The organism is Sphingomonas sp. SRI_018, from assembly GCF_057586275.1.
Window position 1 is genome coordinate 402,793 of sequence record NZ_JBYCZO010000001.1, and the last position, 15,610, is coordinate 418,402.

13 protein-coding genes are annotated in these 15,610 nt (G+C 68.8%); 9 read left to right on the forward strand and 4 right to left on the reverse strand.

Features of this window, described 5'->3' with window-relative positions:
• The first annotated feature begins 94 nt into the window (after positions 1–94).
• The 5 genes from AC2YHA_RS01935 (at position 95) to AC2YHA_RS01955 (ending at position 4,132) form a co-directional block, all read left to right on the forward strand.
• The gene (locus AC2YHA_RS01935) at positions 95–415 is read left to right on the forward strand and encodes a hypothetical protein (protein ID WP_487400158.1); all 321 of its coding nucleotides are present in this window, start codon (positions 95–97) and stop codon (positions 413–415) included.
• Positions 412–1,974 (forward strand): PepSY-associated TM helix domain-containing protein, encoded by a 1,563-nt coding sequence (locus AC2YHA_RS01940; RefSeq protein ID WP_487400159.1) that lies wholly within the window; start codon positions 412–414, stop codon positions 1,972–1,974. The genes AC2YHA_RS01935 and AC2YHA_RS01940 overlap by 4 nt, the downstream gene beginning before the upstream one ends.
• Positions 1,971–2,258, forward strand: coding sequence for a DUF3325 domain-containing protein (locus AC2YHA_RS01945; RefSeq protein WP_487400160.1), 288 nt, complete (start codon positions 1,971–1,973; stop codon positions 2,256–2,258). The genes AC2YHA_RS01940 and AC2YHA_RS01945 overlap by 4 nt, the downstream gene beginning before the upstream one ends.
• Positions 2,259–2,274: 16 nt before the next feature.
• Positions 2,275–2,910, forward strand: coding sequence for a DUF4198 domain-containing protein (locus tag AC2YHA_RS01950; protein ID WP_487400161.1), 636 nt, complete (start codon positions 2,275–2,277; stop codon positions 2,908–2,910).
• A 229-nt stretch (positions 2,911–3,139) separates the two neighbouring features.
• Entirely contained in the window at positions 3,140–4,132 is a 993-nt protein-coding gene (locus AC2YHA_RS01955; RefSeq protein WP_487400162.1) for an alpha/beta hydrolase, read from the forward strand.
• Between the two features lie 182 nt (positions 4,133–4,314).
• Here the strand turns inward: AC2YHA_RS01955 and AC2YHA_RS01960 are convergent, their stop codons facing one another.
• A complete protein-coding gene (locus AC2YHA_RS01960) occupies positions 4,315–5,055 on the reverse strand; it encodes a FadR/GntR family transcriptional regulator (RefSeq protein ID WP_233783162.1) in 741 nt (246 codons plus the stop codon).
• Between the two features lie 171 nt (positions 5,056–5,226).
• Here AC2YHA_RS01960 and AC2YHA_RS01965 point away from each other — a divergent pair, with 171 nt between their 5' ends.
• From AC2YHA_RS01965 to AC2YHA_RS01980, 4 genes are all read left to right on the forward strand, one after another.
• Entirely contained in the window at positions 5,227–6,393 is a 1,167-nt protein-coding gene (locus AC2YHA_RS01965; protein ID WP_487400163.1) for a mandelate racemase/muconate lactonizing enzyme family protein, read from the forward strand.
• Positions 6,390–7,634 (forward strand): MFS transporter, encoded by a 1,245-nt coding sequence (locus tag AC2YHA_RS01970; RefSeq protein ID WP_487400164.1) that lies wholly within the window; start codon positions 6,390–6,392, stop codon positions 7,632–7,634. Before AC2YHA_RS01965 ends, AC2YHA_RS01970 begins: the two co-directional genes overlap by 4 nt.
• An 81-nt stretch (positions 7,635–7,715) precedes the next feature.
• On the forward strand, positions 7,716–10,463 hold the full coding sequence (locus AC2YHA_RS01975) for a TonB-dependent receptor (protein ID WP_487400165.1): 2,748 nt from the start codon (positions 7,716–7,718) through the stop codon (positions 10,461–10,463).
• 40 nt (positions 10,464–10,503) lie between these two features.
• Positions 10,504–12,510, forward strand: a complete 2,007-nt coding sequence (locus tag AC2YHA_RS01980; RefSeq protein ID WP_487400166.1) for a right-handed parallel beta-helix repeat-containing protein — start codon at positions 10,504–10,506, stop codon at positions 12,508–12,510.
• A gap of 151 nt (positions 12,511–12,661) precedes the next feature.
• Here AC2YHA_RS01980 and AC2YHA_RS01985 read toward each other — a convergent pair whose 3' ends face one another.
• Genes AC2YHA_RS01985 through AC2YHA_RS01995 form a run of 3 tightly spaced genes read right to left on the reverse strand, consistent with a single transcriptional unit; the run spans position 12,662 to position 15,604 of the window.
• The gene (locus tag AC2YHA_RS01985) at positions 12,662–13,618 is read right to left on the reverse strand and encodes a 2-hydroxyacid dehydrogenase (RefSeq protein ID WP_487400167.1); all 957 of its coding nucleotides are present in this window, start codon (positions 13,616–13,618) and stop codon (positions 12,662–12,664) included.
• A gap of 12 nt (positions 13,619–13,630) precedes the next feature.
• On the reverse strand, positions 13,631–14,401 hold the full coding sequence (locus AC2YHA_RS01990) for an enoyl-CoA hydratase/isomerase family protein (RefSeq protein WP_487400168.1): 771 nt from the start codon (positions 14,399–14,401) through the stop codon (positions 13,631–13,633).
• Between the two features lie 12 nt (positions 14,402–14,413).
• Entirely contained in the window at positions 14,414–15,604 is a 1,191-nt protein-coding gene (locus AC2YHA_RS01995; RefSeq protein ID WP_487400169.1) for a CaiB/BaiF CoA transferase family protein, read from the reverse strand.
• Positions 15,605–15,610 lie beyond the last annotated feature (6 nt).

A 15,610-nucleotide genomic window follows, 5' to 3' on the forward strand; every position in this document is an offset into this window, starting at 1 on the left:
CTGTTTTGCCCGTCGGTTCCGAACTATGTTGCGATCTATTCTCATTAGCGATACGGCAGGCGCGAATCGCGAGAAGGGGAAAGCAGGTCCGGCAATGGCGACGAACGCGCTTCCGCGCCGTAAAACGGGCCGCCGGCCGAGCCGGTGGAGCGTCGCCGCGCGTGTCGTGGCGGCGATTCCAGCGAATTACCTGCTGACCTCGCTCGCCACCGCCTGGCTCGCGCGCGTGCTGCCGGGGCCGCGCCATGAAGCGAGCATCGCGGCGACGCTGATCGCCTTCGCGCTGTTCGCGACGCTGGTGCTGACCGCCTTCGCCGTCCGCTCGGTCGGCCGGCTGTGGTTCGCGATGGCGGCCGCGGGAGCGATCCTCGGGGCGCTGCTTTGGCTGTCGCTGGCGACCGGAGGGCGGCTGTGAAGGAGGGCCTCCGCCAGTCGATGGCCTGGCTCCATACCTGGGCGGGGCTGCTGCTCGGCTGGCTGCTGTTCGCGATGTTCGCGACCGGCACCGCCGCCTATTTCCAGGACGAGATCACCCGCTGGATGGAGCCGGAGATCGCCGGCACCGTCGATCCTGTCTCCGCGACCGAAGGCGCGGTGCGCTACCTCCAGACCGTCGCGCCCGATGCCAGGGCATGGTTCATCTCACCCCCCAACAGCCGCAGCGCGACCACCAAGGTCTTCTGGCAGCCCGACGGCGAGCGGCGCGGCCGCCGTGGCGACACCAGCGCGACGCTCGACGGCAGCGGCAACCGGATCGAGGCGCGGGAGACGCAGGGCGGCTATTTCCTCTACCGCTTCCATTTCGACCTCCACTACATGCCGGTGATCTGGGCGCGGTACCTGGTCGGCATCGCGGCGATGTTCATGCTCGTCGCGATCCTGTCGGGAATCGTCACGCACAAGAAGATCTTCGCCGATTTCTTCATGCTGCGCTTCGGCAAGGGGCAGCGCAGCTGGCTCGACGCGCACAATGTGACGGCGGTGATCGCGCTGCCGTTCCACCTGATGATCACCTTCACCGGGCTGGTCACGCTGGCGACGCTCTACATGCCGTGGGGAATCGCGGCCAATTATTCGGATGAGGCCAAGTTCTACGACGCCGTCTTCGCCGAGCCGGCGGCGGTGGAGCGCAGCGGCAAGCCGGCGACGCTGGCACCGGTCGGCCCGATGATGCGGCTGGCGTCGGCGGAGTGGCATGGCGCGAGGGTGGGCGCGGTACGCGTGACCAATCCCGGCGACGCTACTGCGAAGGTCGTCCTGACCCGCGCGCCGGAGGCCGCGATCGGCGCGCGCGGCGAGGCGGTGATCGTCGACGGCACCACCGGTCGCCAGGTTGGCGCCGGCGCGCCCAAGGGCGCGGCGCTCGCGACGGAGAGCGTGATGATCGGCCTGCACACCGGCCGCTTCGCCGAGTGGGGCCTCCGGTGGCTCTATTTCCTGTCGGGCGTCGGCGGGACGATCATGGTGGGCAGCGGACTGGTGCTGTGGACCGTCAAGCGGCGCACGCGCCTCGCCGATCCCGAACGGCCGCATTTCGGCTTCCGGCTGGTGGAGCGGCTGAACGTCGCGGCGATCGCGGGGCTGAGCGCCGGGCTCGCCGCCTATTTCCTCGCCAACCGGCTGCTGCCGCTGCGCATGGAAGGGCGGGCCGATTGGGAGATCCACTGCCTGTTCATCGCCTGGGGCGCGATACTGGCATGGGCGATCGTGCGGCCGACGCGGCGGGCGTGGGTGGAAGGACTGTCGGCAGCGGCGCTGCTGTTCGCCGCGGTGCCGGTGGTGAACGCGTTGACGACGCCGCGCAATCTCGTCGCCAGCCTCGCCGCGGGCGACTGGCTGTTCGTCGGTTTCGATTGCGTGATGCTGGTGCTCGCTGCCGGCTTCGGCTGGGCGGCGCGCAAGGCCGGCCGCATCCGTTCGGACCGGACCCGCCGCAGCGATCCGGCGGTCGCCGAGGTGATGGCGGCGGCATGATCCAGCTTCTCGCCGTCCTGCTCGCGCTGGCGGGTTTCGCCGCGGTCGCCGGGTCGATGAGCCGGCACCAGCAGGACATGATCGGCCGCAGGCTCGATCCGCGCGAAGCACGTGCCGCGCGTGGGATCGGAGGGCTTCTGCTGGTGGCGTCGTTGCTGGCCGACATGCTCGCGCTCGGCCCGGCGCGCGGCACGATCATCTGGTGCGGCCATCTGAGCATCGGTGGGTGGATCACCGTCGCCTGGCTCTGCTGGCGCGTGAGCCGCCGTGCCCGTTCCCGGTAACGATTGGAGAGAGATGATGCGCAGACTGCTGCCGTTCCTGCTTGCCGCCGTCGCGGCGCCCGCCGCCGCGCATGAGGTGTGGATCGAGCGCGACACGACCGGCCCGGTGCGCATCTACCTCGGCGAGCCGGCCCAGCCGGTTCCGGATGGCGGCGACCCGGAATTCCATCGGCTCAAGGCGCCGCTGGTCTTCCTCGCCGATCCGGCGCGGCCGCTCGCCACCACCCGCCGCACCGATCATCTCGAGGCGGCGCCGGGCGGCGTGGGAGACGTGCGCGCCCGCGACGACAATGTGTTCGAGCCCTGGGCATCGGACGGCGTGCAGCAAGGGGCGATCTTCTACGCCCGCGCGGGCCGTAGCGAGACCGAGGCCAGGCTCGACCTCGAGCTGGTGCCGGTCACGCCCGGCGCCGACCGGTTCACCGTCCGCTTCCGCGGCCAGCCGCTACCCGGCGCGACCGTCAACGTGATCACGCCGGGGCGCTGGCAGAAGGCGTTCAAGGCGGATGGCGACGGCCGCGTTGACGTGCCCGACATGGGCGCCGGCCGCTATATCCTGGGCGTCACGCATGGGGAAACCAAGGCGGGAACGGTAGCGGGGAAGCCGGTCGCCAAGCTGATGCACGTCTCGACGCTCAGCTTTTTGCGTTAAGATCGACACTCAAATCCTCCCCCGCCAGGGGGAGGTGGCACGCGAAGCGTGACGGAGGGGGCGGAAACACATCGATAGTTTGTCGCCGTCCTCCCCCTCCGTCGCCTTCGGCGCCACCTCCCCCTGGCGGGGGAGGATTGAGCATTGGCCAAATTGATCTCTCCGGTGAGCCGCGGCTAAGCTGCCTGACACGCCATCCGGTGTGACGGATTCGCTGCTGAGAGGACGAATGGAAGGGCACATCGAAACGCGGCTGACCCGCCGCACGATGCTGGGCGCCGCCGCGGTGCTGGCGTCCGTACCCGGCGCGGCGTTCGCGCAGATCCAGCCCGGCGACGAGGTGATCGAGCTGTGGCCGGGCGATCCGCCAGGCAAGACCGATGCACGCATCGTCCGCAAGATCGATGACCAGTCACATGATCCTGCCAAGCTCGACCGCTGGGTCACCGGCATCGATCGTCCGGTGCTGGTGGTGCGGCGACCCGCGCGGCCGAACGGTTCGGCCGTGCTGGTGGTGCCGGGCGGCGGCTATGGCTTTCTCTCCTATGACAATGAAGGGATCAGCCAGGCGGACTGGCTCAACGCGCGCGGGATCACCGCCTTCATCCTACTCTACCGTCTGCCGGGCGAGGGCTGGAGCCGGCGTGAGGACGTGCCGCTGCAGGACGCCCAGCGCGCGATGCGGCTGATCCGCGCCCGGGCGGACCGGTTCGCGATCCGGCCGGACCGGGTGGCGGTGCTGGGCTTTTCGGCGGGCGGGCACCTCGCCGGATCGCTGGCGACGCGTCATGCCGAGCATGTTTACGAGCCGGTCGACGAGGCGGATCGCCTCGCTGCCCGGCCCGATGTCGCCGGGTTGATCTATCCGGTCATCAGCCTCGATGCGCCGTTCGCCCATGGCGGATCGCGCGACAATCTGCTCGGTCCCGATGCGTCGCCGGCGCAGCGGCGCGCGCGGTCGGTCGAGCTCCGGGTGGATGCTGAGACGCCGCCGGTCTTCCTCCTCCACACCGTCGACGACGATGTGGTGCCGGTCGCCAACAGCATCGCGATGTTCCAGGCGATGCAGGCCGCCAAGCGGCCGGTGGCGATGCATGTGTTCGAGGAAGGCGGGCACGGCTTCGGAGTGCGCCTGCCCGCGACGATGCCGGCGTCCGTCTGGCCGTCGCTGTTCGCGGCCTTTGCCGCGCGGCATGGGGTGTTCGCCCAACCGGGCGCCTGAGGCGGATCGGCATTCGGTATTGGGATATTCCGTAGCCCGGTTCCCAGCCGTCACCCCGGCCTTGGGCCGGGGTCCACTGGGCCTCGCGGGCTGCGCTCAAGCCTCTTGTCCAGTCCTTGCCTCCCAGTGGACCCCGGCCCAAGGCCGGGGTGACGGGGGTGGCTATGGGGTAACGGGGGTGGCTATCGCGCGCGGCGTTCCGCTCGGCGGCGGGCCCAGGATTCCTCGATGTGGCTGCGCATCGCGCGCGACGCCGCCTCGGCGTCGCCGGCGACGATGGCCTCGTAGATGCGCCGGTGCGCGGCGTGGGTGTCCTTGATGTGCTCGATGTTGAGCTTGCCGCTATATTCGTGGGTGCGCAGCGCCTCCGACTGCACGCCGTCGATCACCGCCTTGCTCAGCCGGTCGCCCGACATGCGCATGATGATGTCGTGGAACATCACGTCCTCATGGACATAGGCGGCGGGGACGGGGATCAGCGTCTCCAGCTTGTCGATCTGGCGGGTGAGTGCGTCGACCATCTCCGGCGTGCGGCGCTCGGCCGCCTTTGCCGCCATCGCCCCTTCCAGCAGCGAGCGGATCTCGGAGAGATTGTCGAGATAGGCGAGGCCGTCCTCCCGCTGGAACAATGCGCCGAGGATCATGGGGTCGAGCATGTCCCAGGCGCTCGATTCCCGGACGATCGTGCCGCGGCCCTGCTGGGAGACGACCAAGCCCTTCTCCGTCAACGCCATCGTCGCCTCGCGCACCACCGTGCGGCTGACGCCGTACATGTCACCGAGCATCCCCTCGGGCGGCAGCGCGGTGCCGGCGGGATAGGTCTCGGTCACGATCGCCTTGACCAGATCCTCGACCACCGCCTCGGCCAGGCGGGGGCGCCGGCGGACGCGGGCGGCTTCGGGGGTGGGAGGAGAATGGGTCATGGCCTTGCTCGTTGCGCCCCGTGTCTGCCGCCGCTCCGGCGGTGGGAGGTGATGAGCCGATTGCCGCCCGTCGGTCAATGCTTGCCATCGGCGAAAGATCATACATAATATGTTATTGTCGGCGGGGGTAGCCTGGTCGGTGTCGTCTCGGCACTTAAGCAAGGATGTTGCATGAAAGTCACCGGCTACCGAAGCCTCGTCACCTCGCATGATTGGGGGCGCCCGGTCGGCGACGTGAACGGCGTGGTGACGTCGGGCATCACCGAGGTGCCGATCCTGATCCTCGAGACCGACGCCGGGCTGGAAGGCATCGGGCTCGGTCAGCATGTCGATATCGACCGCGTCTTTCCGGCGGTGGAAGGGCAGGATCCGCGTGCCGTCGCAGCGCTTTACGACAGCATGTTGTCGCATGTCTTCAAGAGCGGCCATGGCGGCGCCACCTATGGCGCGATCGCGGCGGTCGACATGGCGCTGTGGGATCTCAAGGCGAAGATGGCGGACGAGCCGCTGTGGCGGACGCTGGGGGCGGCAGACCGGTTCGTTCCGGGCTATGCCTCGGGATTGTGCTTCGGGCTCGACGACGATGCGTTTGCGGTACTCTATGCGCGCTGGGCGGAGCGCGGCTTCACCTCGGCCAAGATCAAGGGCGGCAAGGATATCGCGCGCGATATCGTCCGACTGAAGCGGGCGCGGGAGATATTGGCGGCCAACAGCGCCGAGCCCGCGCTGATGCTCGACGTCAACGAGAGCTGGAACCGCAAGCAGGCGATCCGGCATCTCGCCGCGATCGAGGCGGCGGGGATCGACCTCACCTGGATCGAGGAGCCGGTGCGGCGCTGGGATGCGGCCGGCCATGCCGCGGTGTCGCGGGCGACGCGGGCGGCGGTCGCTACGGGCGAGAATCTGACGGGGCTGGAGCAGTTCGCGCCGCTGTTCGACGCGGATGCGGTCGATGTCGTGCAGACGGGCAGCGTGTGGGGGATCACCCATTTCAACCGCGTCGCCATCGCCGCACATGCGCGCGACCTGCCGGTCTCGCCGGTCGCCTATGACGGCAATCCGGTCGCGCACGCCGCGGCGGCGGTGCCGAACATGATCGGCATCGAGGTGCAGGATTTCGAGTGGCCGCTCGGGCTCGATGTCGATCAGGAGATCGTCGACGGCGGGATCGTGCTCGGCGATCGGCCGGGGCTCGGCATCGTCGTCGACGAGGGGATGATCGCGCGCGAGCGGGTCGAGGGGAGCTGGGAGGCGAGCGGCGGGCCGCACCGGCGGCCGCGCGAGGCGGGGCTGCGCCTCGTCCCCGACCGGCGAGCCGGCGCGGACCAGCGCGGATGACCACGCACGCCTGGGTGCTCGGCCGGCAGCGGACGCGGCTGCAGTTCTCGCTGATGGTCAATTTCTTCCTGCTGATGGCGCTCTACAGCGGCGTGCTCGGTGTGCTGCTGCCCAACCAGATCGCGAAGCTCGATCCGGGCGACAAGGCGAACAACCTCGCGCTGCTGTTCGCGGTGACCTCGGTCTTCTCCACGCTGGCGACGCCCGTCGCGGGGGCGCTGTCGGACCGGACGCGCAGCCGCTGGGGGCGGCGGGCACCGTGGATCGCGGTCGGATCGCTGGTCGGGTCCATGTGCCTGTTCGGCGTGTCGTGGATGACTAGCTTCTGGTCGGTGATGGTGCTGTGGGTGATGGCGGCGATCGCCTACAATTCCATGCAGCCGGCGATGACCACGCTGATCGCCGACCGTTTCGAGCCGGAGACGCGGGGCGGGGTGTCGGGGATCGTCGGCGCGGGAATGACGGCCGGCCTGACCGCGGGCACCGTGGTCGCCGGCTATCTCGCGAGCACGCCGATGGTCGCCTACGGCCTGTTCGCCGCCGCCATCGCTGCCTCGTGCCTCGCCTTCATCGCCGTGAACCGCGAGCCATCGAGCGCTCAGATGCCGGCGCGGCGTTTCGTCTGGGGGGAGTTCGTCCGAGGGTTCTGGATCAGCCCGCGGGAGCATCCCGACTTCGCCTGGGCGTTCCTCAGCCGCTTCACCATCTACATGGGCTATCAGGCGGTCGCGGCCTATCTGCTCTACATCCTGCGCGACTATATCGGCCTCGGTGACGGGGAGTCGAACATCGCCATCGCCAACATGGCGATCGTGACGCTGGTCACCCTTGTCGTCGCGTCGCTGGTGTCGGGCTGGTGGTCGGACCGCATCCAGCGCCGCAAGCCCTTCGTGGTCGCCGGCAGCCTGATCATGGGTTGTGCGATGGCCGCGCCGCTGATCGCGCCGTCGATGGCGGGGATGTGGGTCTACGCCGCGGTGATCGGCGTCGGCTACGGCATGTTCATGTCGATCGACATCGCCCTGATGACGCAGGTGCTGCCGAAGAGCGCCCTGGGCGACGAGGGCCGGGACCTCGGCGTCCTCACCACCGCGGTCAACATCCCGCAGATCATCAGCCCGGTGATGGCGGCGGTGCTGCTCGGCATCTTCGACGGGAACTACCGGGCGATCCTGTGGGCGGCGCTCGCCTTCGTCTTCGCCTCGGCGCTGTGCGTCCTGCCGATCCGGTCGGTCCGTTAGACATATTACGTATTATGATCATTTGACATACGAACTCGCCTGAGTGCAGGATGCTTCTCAAACAAGCATGGGGAGGTCTGCATGGCGTATTTGGATGGGCGCGCGCGCAGGGTTTTGCTCGCGGCGACGGCGGCGGGTGCGCTGCTGTGGAGTGGTGTGGCCGCGGCGCAGCAGGCGCAGGCGACGGACGAGGAAACGGCGCAATCCGAGGCGGATATCGTCGTCACCGGCATCCGCGCAAGCGAGCGCGCGGCGATCGACCTGAAGCGGGACGCGGTCAACGTCGTCGACTCGATCGTCGCGCAGGACCTCGGCAAGCTGCCCGACCAGAACGTCGCCGAATCGCTTCAGCGCATCGCCGGCGTCACCATCGAGCGCAACCGCGGCGAGGGCCGCTACGTCACCGTCCGCGGTTTCGGACCCAAGTTCAACGCGGTGACGGTCAACGGCCGTACGCTCGCCACGGACAACAACGGGCGCGAATTCTCGTTCGACGTGCTGCCGTCGGAGGTGATCAGCGGCGCCGACGTCTACAAGTCGCCCCAGGCCAACATCAACGGCGCGTCGATCGGCGCGACGGTGGACGTGCGCACCCTGCGCCCGCTCGACCAAAAGGCGGGGCTGCTCGCGACCGGATCGGCCAATATCCAATGGGCCGAGGTCGCCGACCGCTACAATCCCGAGGTCTCGGGCGTCGTCAGCTGGCGCAACGACAGCAAGACGTTCGGCGTCTCGCTCGCCGCCGTCTACACCGACCAGCATGTCCGCGACGACGAGTTCACGATCGGCGCCGGCCATGTGCGGCGGTCGAGCACCGACTCCTACTATACCGCCGGCGGCGTGCAGGGCGGGCGCATCGGGCCGGACGTCGCGCCCTTCTCCAACGTCTCGATGCCCTCGAACCTGTCGCCCTTCTTCTTCGAGCGGCAGCTGAAGCGGTTCGGCCTCAACGGATCGATCCAGTTCAAGCCGACCGACACGCTCACCGTCACGCTCGACGGCCTCTATGCCAAGGCCGACTTCACCGAGCAGCAGACCGGGCTCGCCTACGACTTCTCCGGCGGCACGCTGGTCGAGCAGGTGGTCGAGGGCAACGAGGCGGTCTACCAGCGCTACCGGGGCGGTTTCGTCGACGAGATCATCCAATACGACGTGCGCAATGTCACGACGGACCAGTACGGCCTCAACGTCGCCTGGGAACCGAGCGACCGGCTCAAGCTGACCGTCGACGCCTCGCAGTCGGCGGCGCGGCGACGCGGGCGGAACGACAGCCTGTTCACCACGATCCGGCGCAAGAACGTCGACCTGTGGTTCGACCGCCGCTCGGGCAGCCCGATCTACGACTATGGCTTCAGCAGCCCCAATTATCCGAACGCGGCGACCAATCCGCAGGGGCTGACCGCGCATTACTATATCTGGGGCGGCGGCACCGACGTCGACGACGAAATCGGCGAATATCGCAGCGAGCTGCAGTACAAGCTGTTCGACAACCTCACGCTGAACGTCGGCGGCATGTATGCCGACCGCAAGAAGACACTGACCGGCAACGACATGCCGTTCGGCCAGCAATGCGCCTATTGCGGATCAGACCGCGCGCTGCCGACGTCGCTGTTCGGGCCGACCAACCGCTATTTCTTCTCAGGCGGCGGCAGCGACAACATCGTCCGCGACTGGATCAGCTACGATCCACGCGCGCTGGTCCAACTGATCGACCAATATGCCGCGCAGGACGGCAAGACCTTCGACCCCGCCGTCTTCTCGCCGGCCGCGTCCTCGGTCGTCGACGAGCACGTCAAGGTCGGCTTCGTGATGGGCACCTGGGAGACGCGGCTCGCCGGCATGCCGCTGACGATCAACGCCGGCGTCCGGTTCGAGGACACGATCTACACCTCGAACGGCGCGTCGCAGACGATCGTCAGCGCGAAGCAGCGCGTCGACGCCAACGGTAACCCGACCGGCCAGAACGACATCGTCCTGTCGGGCGTGGTCCCGGTCGGCTTCCGCGGCCATTATCAGGACTGGCTGCCGTCGCTGAACGCGCGGCTGTCGCTGACCGACGACCTGATCTTCCGCGTCGCCGCCTCGCGGGTGATGACCCGGCCGACGCTGTCGGACCTGTCGCCGCGCCAGTCGATCCAGACCAATCCCGGCAACGAGACGATCCGCCGCGGCAATCCCGACCTGCAGCCGTTTCGCGCGACGCAGGTCGAGGCTGGCCTCGAATGGTATTTCTCGCCTTCGGCGCTGCTCAACGCCGCCGTCTTCTACAAGGATATCGATTCGTTCGTGACGCTGGTGACGACGCCGCAGCTCGTCGACCAGGTGACCTTCCAGGTCACGGTGCCCGACAACGGCAAGGGCGCGACGGTGAAGGGCTTCGAGCTCGGCTATCGCCAGGCCTTCACCTTCCTGCCCGGCGCGCTCAGCGGGTTCGGCGTGCAGACCAGCCTCAACTACACCGACTCCAACGCGAGCTATGCCAACACGGTCGCCAACGTGAGCTTCGGGCTCGAGGGGCTGTCGAAATGGTCGTACAGCCTGGTCGGCTATTACGAGAAATACGGGCTGCAGGCGCGTGTCGCCTACACCTGGCGCGACAATTTCCTCCAGGTCGCCTCCGGCCGCAACGGCGAGCCCGAATATTTCGACGCCTATGGCCAGCTCGACGCGAGCCTGTCCTACGACGTCAACCCGCAGTTCACCGTCTTCGCCGAGGGTACCAACCTCAACGACGCGAAGGAATTCATCTATTCGGTGAGCGAAGACCGTACCAAGGAGTATCGCAAGACCGGACGGCGCATCTCCGCCGGCGTGCGTTTCCGTTTCTGACGCGGCGAGGGGAGCTATGGAACGATCGGGGCGGGAACGCGTGCTGACCCTCTTGCGGCGCGGGGCCGCGCTTCTCGCCGGCCTGTTCCTCGCGACGGCGGCGCAGGCGCAGGAGACGGCGATCCACGTCTCGCCCCAGGGCGACGACCGCGCCCCCGGCAGTGCGGCGCGGCCGGTGCGGTCGCTCGAACGGGCGCAGGCGCTGGTCCGGGCCACCAGCGCTCGCGGCGACGTGACGGTGGTGCTGGCCGGCGGCACCTATCGGCTGCAGAAGCCGCTCGTCTTCCGCGCCGCGGACGGCGGGCAGCGCGGCCACCGCGTCGAATGGCGTGCGGCGGACGACGCTTCGCCGGTCATCTCCGGCGGCATGACCGTGACCGGCTTCCGCCCCTATGACGAGGAGCGGCGCATCTGGGTGGCCGACGTGCCCAAGGGGCTCGATTCCCGCCAGCTGTGGGTGAACGACACGCTCGCCGAACGCCCGTGGATCGAGATCAAACCGTCCGATCTGGCCTTCACCGCGACCGGCTTCGACATCGTCAATCCCGACCTCGCCTATGTCGCGGCGGTCAAGCAGCCCGAGCGGCTGGAGGTCGAGGCGACCGGCTTCTTCACCGACCGCGTCTCGCCGGTGAAGGCGATCTCCGGGCGTAGCGTGACGATGCAGCAGCCGGCGTGGGACAACAACAGCTGGGGCTACGACACGCTGACCAAGCCGATCTTCCCGGCGGATTCGCGGCTGTTCCTCGTCAACGCGCTGGAGTTCATCGGCAAGACCAACGACTGGCATGCCAAGCCCCGTCAGTGGTTCCTCGATCCGGCGGCGGGCAAGCTTTACCTCAGGATCGGGCAGGATGAGGACATCGGCAAGCTGACCGTCGTGCTGCCGACGCTGGAGACGCTGGTGGCCATCGCCGGCACGCCGGCCGCGCCGGTCGAGCGGCTGACCTTCCGCGGCCTGCGCTTCTCCTACAGCTCGTGGCTCGGCCCGTCGCGGCCGGCGGGTTATGCCAATCAGCAGAGCGGCGCCTTCCTCGCCGAAGTGTCGCCGATCCGGCCGAAGGATGCCTGGCAGAGCTGCGGCTGGGGCTGCGTCGAGTTCGAATCGATGCGCCAGCGCTGGAGCCAGATCCCGGCGGCTGTGCAGGTCGCCGCGGCGCGCGACGTGACGTTCGAGGGCAACCGCTTCGCCCAGCTCGGGCAGGTGGCGCTCGGCATCGGCAACGACGCCAATGCCAACCTTACCGGCACCGGCCTCGCCACCTCGGGCATCCGGGTGGTGCGCAATCATTTCGGCGTGCTCTCGGGCGGCGCGATCATGGCCGGGGGCGTGCGGGCCGATGCCCATCACCCGAGCGACCCGGCGCTGGTGAACCGCGACCTCACGATCGAGGACAATGTCGTCGCGACCGTCAGCCAGGATTACAAGGACAATGCCGCGATCCTGACGACCTATGTCACCGGCGCGCGTATCGCCCACAACGACGTCTCGGACGTGCCGTACGACGGGATCGCGGTCGGCTGGGGCTGGGGCTATAACGACGCGGGCGGCAACCCGAACTACGACGAGAACCAGAAGGGCTATGTCCACAACACCCGCTACACGACGCCGACGACGCTGCGCGACACGGTGATCGAGGGCAACCGCATCCACGGCGTGAAGCAGTGGTTCATGGACGGCGGTGCGATCTACAACCTCTCCGCCAATCCGGGCGCGGTGATCCGCGGCAACCATATCTTCGACATCGGCGACCGGATCGGCATCTACCTCGACGAGGGTAGCAAGCATTTTCGCGTGACCGGCAACGTCGTTGAGACGCGGGGCAAGTGGCTCAACATCAACACCGCCGGCAAGATGTACCGCCGGCGCATCTCGACCGACAATGTCGCCACCGGCAACTGGCACAATTCGGAGACGACCGGCGGCCGCTGGCTGGAGGAGATCGGGAATGTGGCGCGGGATAACGTGCTGGTGCCCGATAGCGACTGGCCGGCCGAAGCGCGGGGGGTGATTGCCGGGGCGGGGGTGCGGCGTCCGCCGGAATGAGGGCCCACTGTCCCTCTCCCCATGGGAGAGGGAAGGAGCAGCGAAGCTGCGGGAGGGTGAGGGCGACCACGGGTGATACGTCACCCTCACCCTCCCACTCAGGCTACGCCTGAGCGGGCCCCTCCCTCTCCCAAAGGGAGAGGGGTTTTGGTCAAGCCACCCGGTCGGGCGGCGCTTCGCCTGCGAAGAAGCGGTCGAGATTGTCCGCGACCTTCATGCCCATCGCGACGCGCGTCTCGACCGTCGCGCTGCCGAGGTGCGGCAGCAGCACGATGTTGGGGGCATCGAGCAGCGCCGGATGCACCTTCGGTTCCTCCGCATAGACGTCGAGGCCCGCCGCTGCGATTCCGCCATCTGTGAGCGTCGCGGCGAGCGCGGGCTCGTCCACCAGCGATCCGCGCGCGGTGTTGATGAGCACCGCGTGCGCCGGCATCCGGGCGAGCAGCGCGGCGTCGATCATGTGCCGCGTCTCGGCCCCGCCCGGTGCGTGCAGCGACAGCACGTCGGCCTTGGCCGCCAGCTCGGCGAGGCTGGCGTGATAGGCCTCCGCCGGCATGTCTTCCGCGACGTGGCGGCTGTGATAGGCGATCCGCATCCCGAACGCCTCCGCGCGCTTCGCCGTCGCGCGGGCGATGCGGCCGAAGCCGACGAGGCCCAGCAGCTTGCCTTCCAGCGAATGGCCGAGCAGGTGGGTCGGGCGCCAGCCCCGCCAGGCGCCGGCACGCAGCTCGCGCTCGCCGTCCAGCGCACGGCGCATTGTCATCAGCATCAGCATCACCGCGATGTCCGCGGTCGCATCGGTGAGCACGCCGGGCGTATTGGTGACGACCACGCCCGCCTCGCGCGCGGCGTCGATGTCGATATGATCGAAGCCGACGCCGTAGTTGGCGATGATCCGGACCCGGCGCCCCGGCGTCTCGATCACGGCGCGGGGAAGACGATCGGAGGCGGAGGGGCAGAGCGCGTCATAGTCGCGCATAGCCGCGGCGAGCGCGTCGGCGCCGAGGGGCTTGTTGTCGGGGCTGACGGTCAGGTCGTAGCGCTCGGCGAGCCGCGCCTCGGCCGCCTCGGGCCAGCGGCGGGTGAGCAGGATGCGGGGGCGGGTCATGGGCGGTCCCGCTCAGCGGCGCCGGAAGACGGGCGCGCGCTTCTCGGCGAAGGCGGCGCGGCCTTCGCGGGCGTCGTCGGTCGCGAAGCAGATCGCCTGGAGGTCTCGTTCATATTCGATCGCCTTGTCGTGGGGCATGCTGAACGCGGCGGCGAGGTTGAGCTTGGCGGTCTCCGCCGCGATCGGCGCGCGGGAGGCGATGGTGCGCGCGATCTCCTGCGCGCGGGGCAGCAGCGCGTCGGGGGCGAGCACCTCGCTCACCAGGCCCCAGGCAAGCGCCCGTTCGGCATCGATCATGTCGCCGGTCAGCAGCATCATCGCCGCATTGGACATGCCGATCGAATGCGCAAGCCCCGCCGCCATGCCGCCGCCGCCGATCCAGCCGAGCTTGATCTCCGGCGCGGCGAAGCGCGCGGTGGCGGAGGCGATGCGGATGTCGCAGGCCATCGCCGTCTCCAGTCCGCCGCCGAGCGCATAGCCGTTCACCGCCGCGATCACCGGCTTGCGGCAGGCGCGCAGCGCGTCGCAATAGTCGGCACGGTTGCGGAAGTCCCACGCGGTCGCATAGGCGTCGAGCGTTGTGATGTCGGAGCCGGCGCAGAACGCCTGGTCGCCGGCGCCGGTGACGATCACGCAGCGGATCGCGTCGGACGTGTTGCACTCGGTCACCGCCACGACGAGCGCGTCGGCCATCTCCGGAGTCATGGCATTGAGTTTGTCGGGACGGTCGATCAGGATCGTCGCGACCTGATCGTCGATGGTGAAGCGCAGGGTGCCGGTCATGCTTCCGCTCCGTCAGGCGTGCTGGCGCACGACGCCGGATTCGACCAGCCGGTCGATCGCGGCCTCGTCGAGGCCGATCTCGGCGAGCAGCTCGCGGCTGTGCTCGCCGACCAGCGGCGCGCCGCGCTCCACCTTTGACGGCGTCCTGGAGAAGCGGATCGGGAAGCCCGGCGTCTTCACCCGGCCCTCGGTCGGATGGTCGTACTCGACGAAGGTGCCGTTGTGGCGGATCTGCGGGTCGTCGACCAGCTCGGCATAGCCGTAGACCGGGCCCGCCCAGATGTCGGCGGCGCGGAAGCGCTCGAGCCATTCGGCGCTGGTCGCGGTGGGCAGCCTGGCCTTCACCTTCGCGAAGATCGCGTCGCGGTGCGTCCAGCCGTCGGTCTGGTCGTCCATGCCGGCGAAGAAGGGCTCGCCCAGCACCTCGCCGAGCTTGGCGAGCGGCGCCATGGCGAGCGTGATGTAGCCGTCGCTGGTTGCGAACACGCCATAGGGTGCGCGGATGTAGCTGTGCGCATGGGGCTCGGCGGAGCGGGCCTGCGGCTTGCCGCCGACGGTGAACACCGACAGCTCCTGCATCTGGATGGTGGTGATCGCGTCGAGCATGTTGACCTGGACGAGTTGGCCCTCGCCCGTGCGCTCGCGGTGGAAGAGCGCGGCCAGCGCGCCCTCGAAGGCGCTGTAGGCGGTGACGGCGTCGACGACATATTGGCCGGCGGGGGAGGGGGGCTGTCCCTCGGCGCCGGCCGACAGCATCGCGCCCGACATGCCCTGGAGCAGCAGGTCCTGGCCGGGATAGAGGCGATAAGGACCGTCCTCGCCATAGCCGGAGATCGAGACGTAGACGAGGCGCGGGTTGATCGCGGCGAGCGTCGCGTAATCGACCCCTAGCCGCTCGGCGACGCCGGGGCGGTAGTTCTGGAGAAAGACGTCGGCGGTCTTCACCAGCTCGAGCAGCGTCGCCTTGCCCTCGGGCGCCTTGAGGTCGATCGCCAGCGAACGCTTGTTGCGGTTGAGCGAGAGGAAGGAGACGTTGACCTGCTTCCCCGTCGCCCCGCCCGCGGCGGCGTGGCGCTGCCATTCGCCCGAGGTCGGCTCGACCTTGACCACGTCCGCGCCGAGGTCGCCGAGCCGCTGGGCGGCAAAGGGCCCCGCCATCGCGATCGAGCAGTCGAGCACGCGGATACCGCTCAGGATGTTCATGCCGTT

Excerpts from the sequence above, each read along its gene's own strand:
- AC2YHA_RS01995 (WP_487400169.1), bottom strand. The coding sequence starts at position 15,604 with ATGAACATCCTGAGCGGTATCCGCGTGCTCGACTGCTCGATCGCGATG.
- AC2YHA_RS01965 (WP_487400163.1), top strand. The coding sequence starts at position 5,227 with ATGAAAGTCACCGGCTACCGAAGCCTCGTCACCTCGCATGATTGGGGG.
- AC2YHA_RS01945 (WP_487400160.1), top strand. The coding sequence starts at position 1,971 with ATGATCCAGCTTCTCGCCGTCCTGCTCGCGCTGGCGGGTTTCGCCGCG.
- AC2YHA_RS01955 (WP_487400162.1), top strand. The coding sequence starts at position 3,140 with ATGGAAGGGCACATCGAAACGCGGCTGACCCGCCGCACGATGCTGGGC.
- AC2YHA_RS01935 (WP_487400158.1), top strand. The coding sequence starts at position 95 with ATGGCGACGAACGCGCTTCCGCGCCGTAAAACGGGCCGCCGGCCGAGC.
- AC2YHA_RS01975 (WP_487400165.1), top strand. The coding sequence starts at position 7,716 with ATGGCGTATTTGGATGGGCGCGCGCGCAGGGTTTTGCTCGCGGCGACG.
- AC2YHA_RS01990 (WP_487400168.1), bottom strand. The coding sequence starts at position 14,401 with ATGACCGGCACCCTGCGCTTCACCATCGACGATCAGGTCGCGACGATC.
- AC2YHA_RS01985 (WP_487400167.1), bottom strand. The coding sequence starts at position 13,618 with ATGACCCGCCCCCGCATCCTGCTCACCCGCCGCTGGCCCGAGGCGGCC.
- AC2YHA_RS01960 (WP_233783162.1), bottom strand. The coding sequence starts at position 5,055 with ATGACCCATTCTCCTCCCACCCCCGAAGCCGCCCGCGTCCGCCGGCGC.
- AC2YHA_RS01950 (WP_487400161.1), top strand. The coding sequence starts at position 2,275 with ATGCGCAGACTGCTGCCGTTCCTGCTTGCCGCCGTCGCGGCGCCCGCC.
- AC2YHA_RS01970 (WP_487400164.1), top strand. The coding sequence starts at position 6,390 with ATGACCACGCACGCCTGGGTGCTCGGCCGGCAGCGGACGCGGCTGCAG.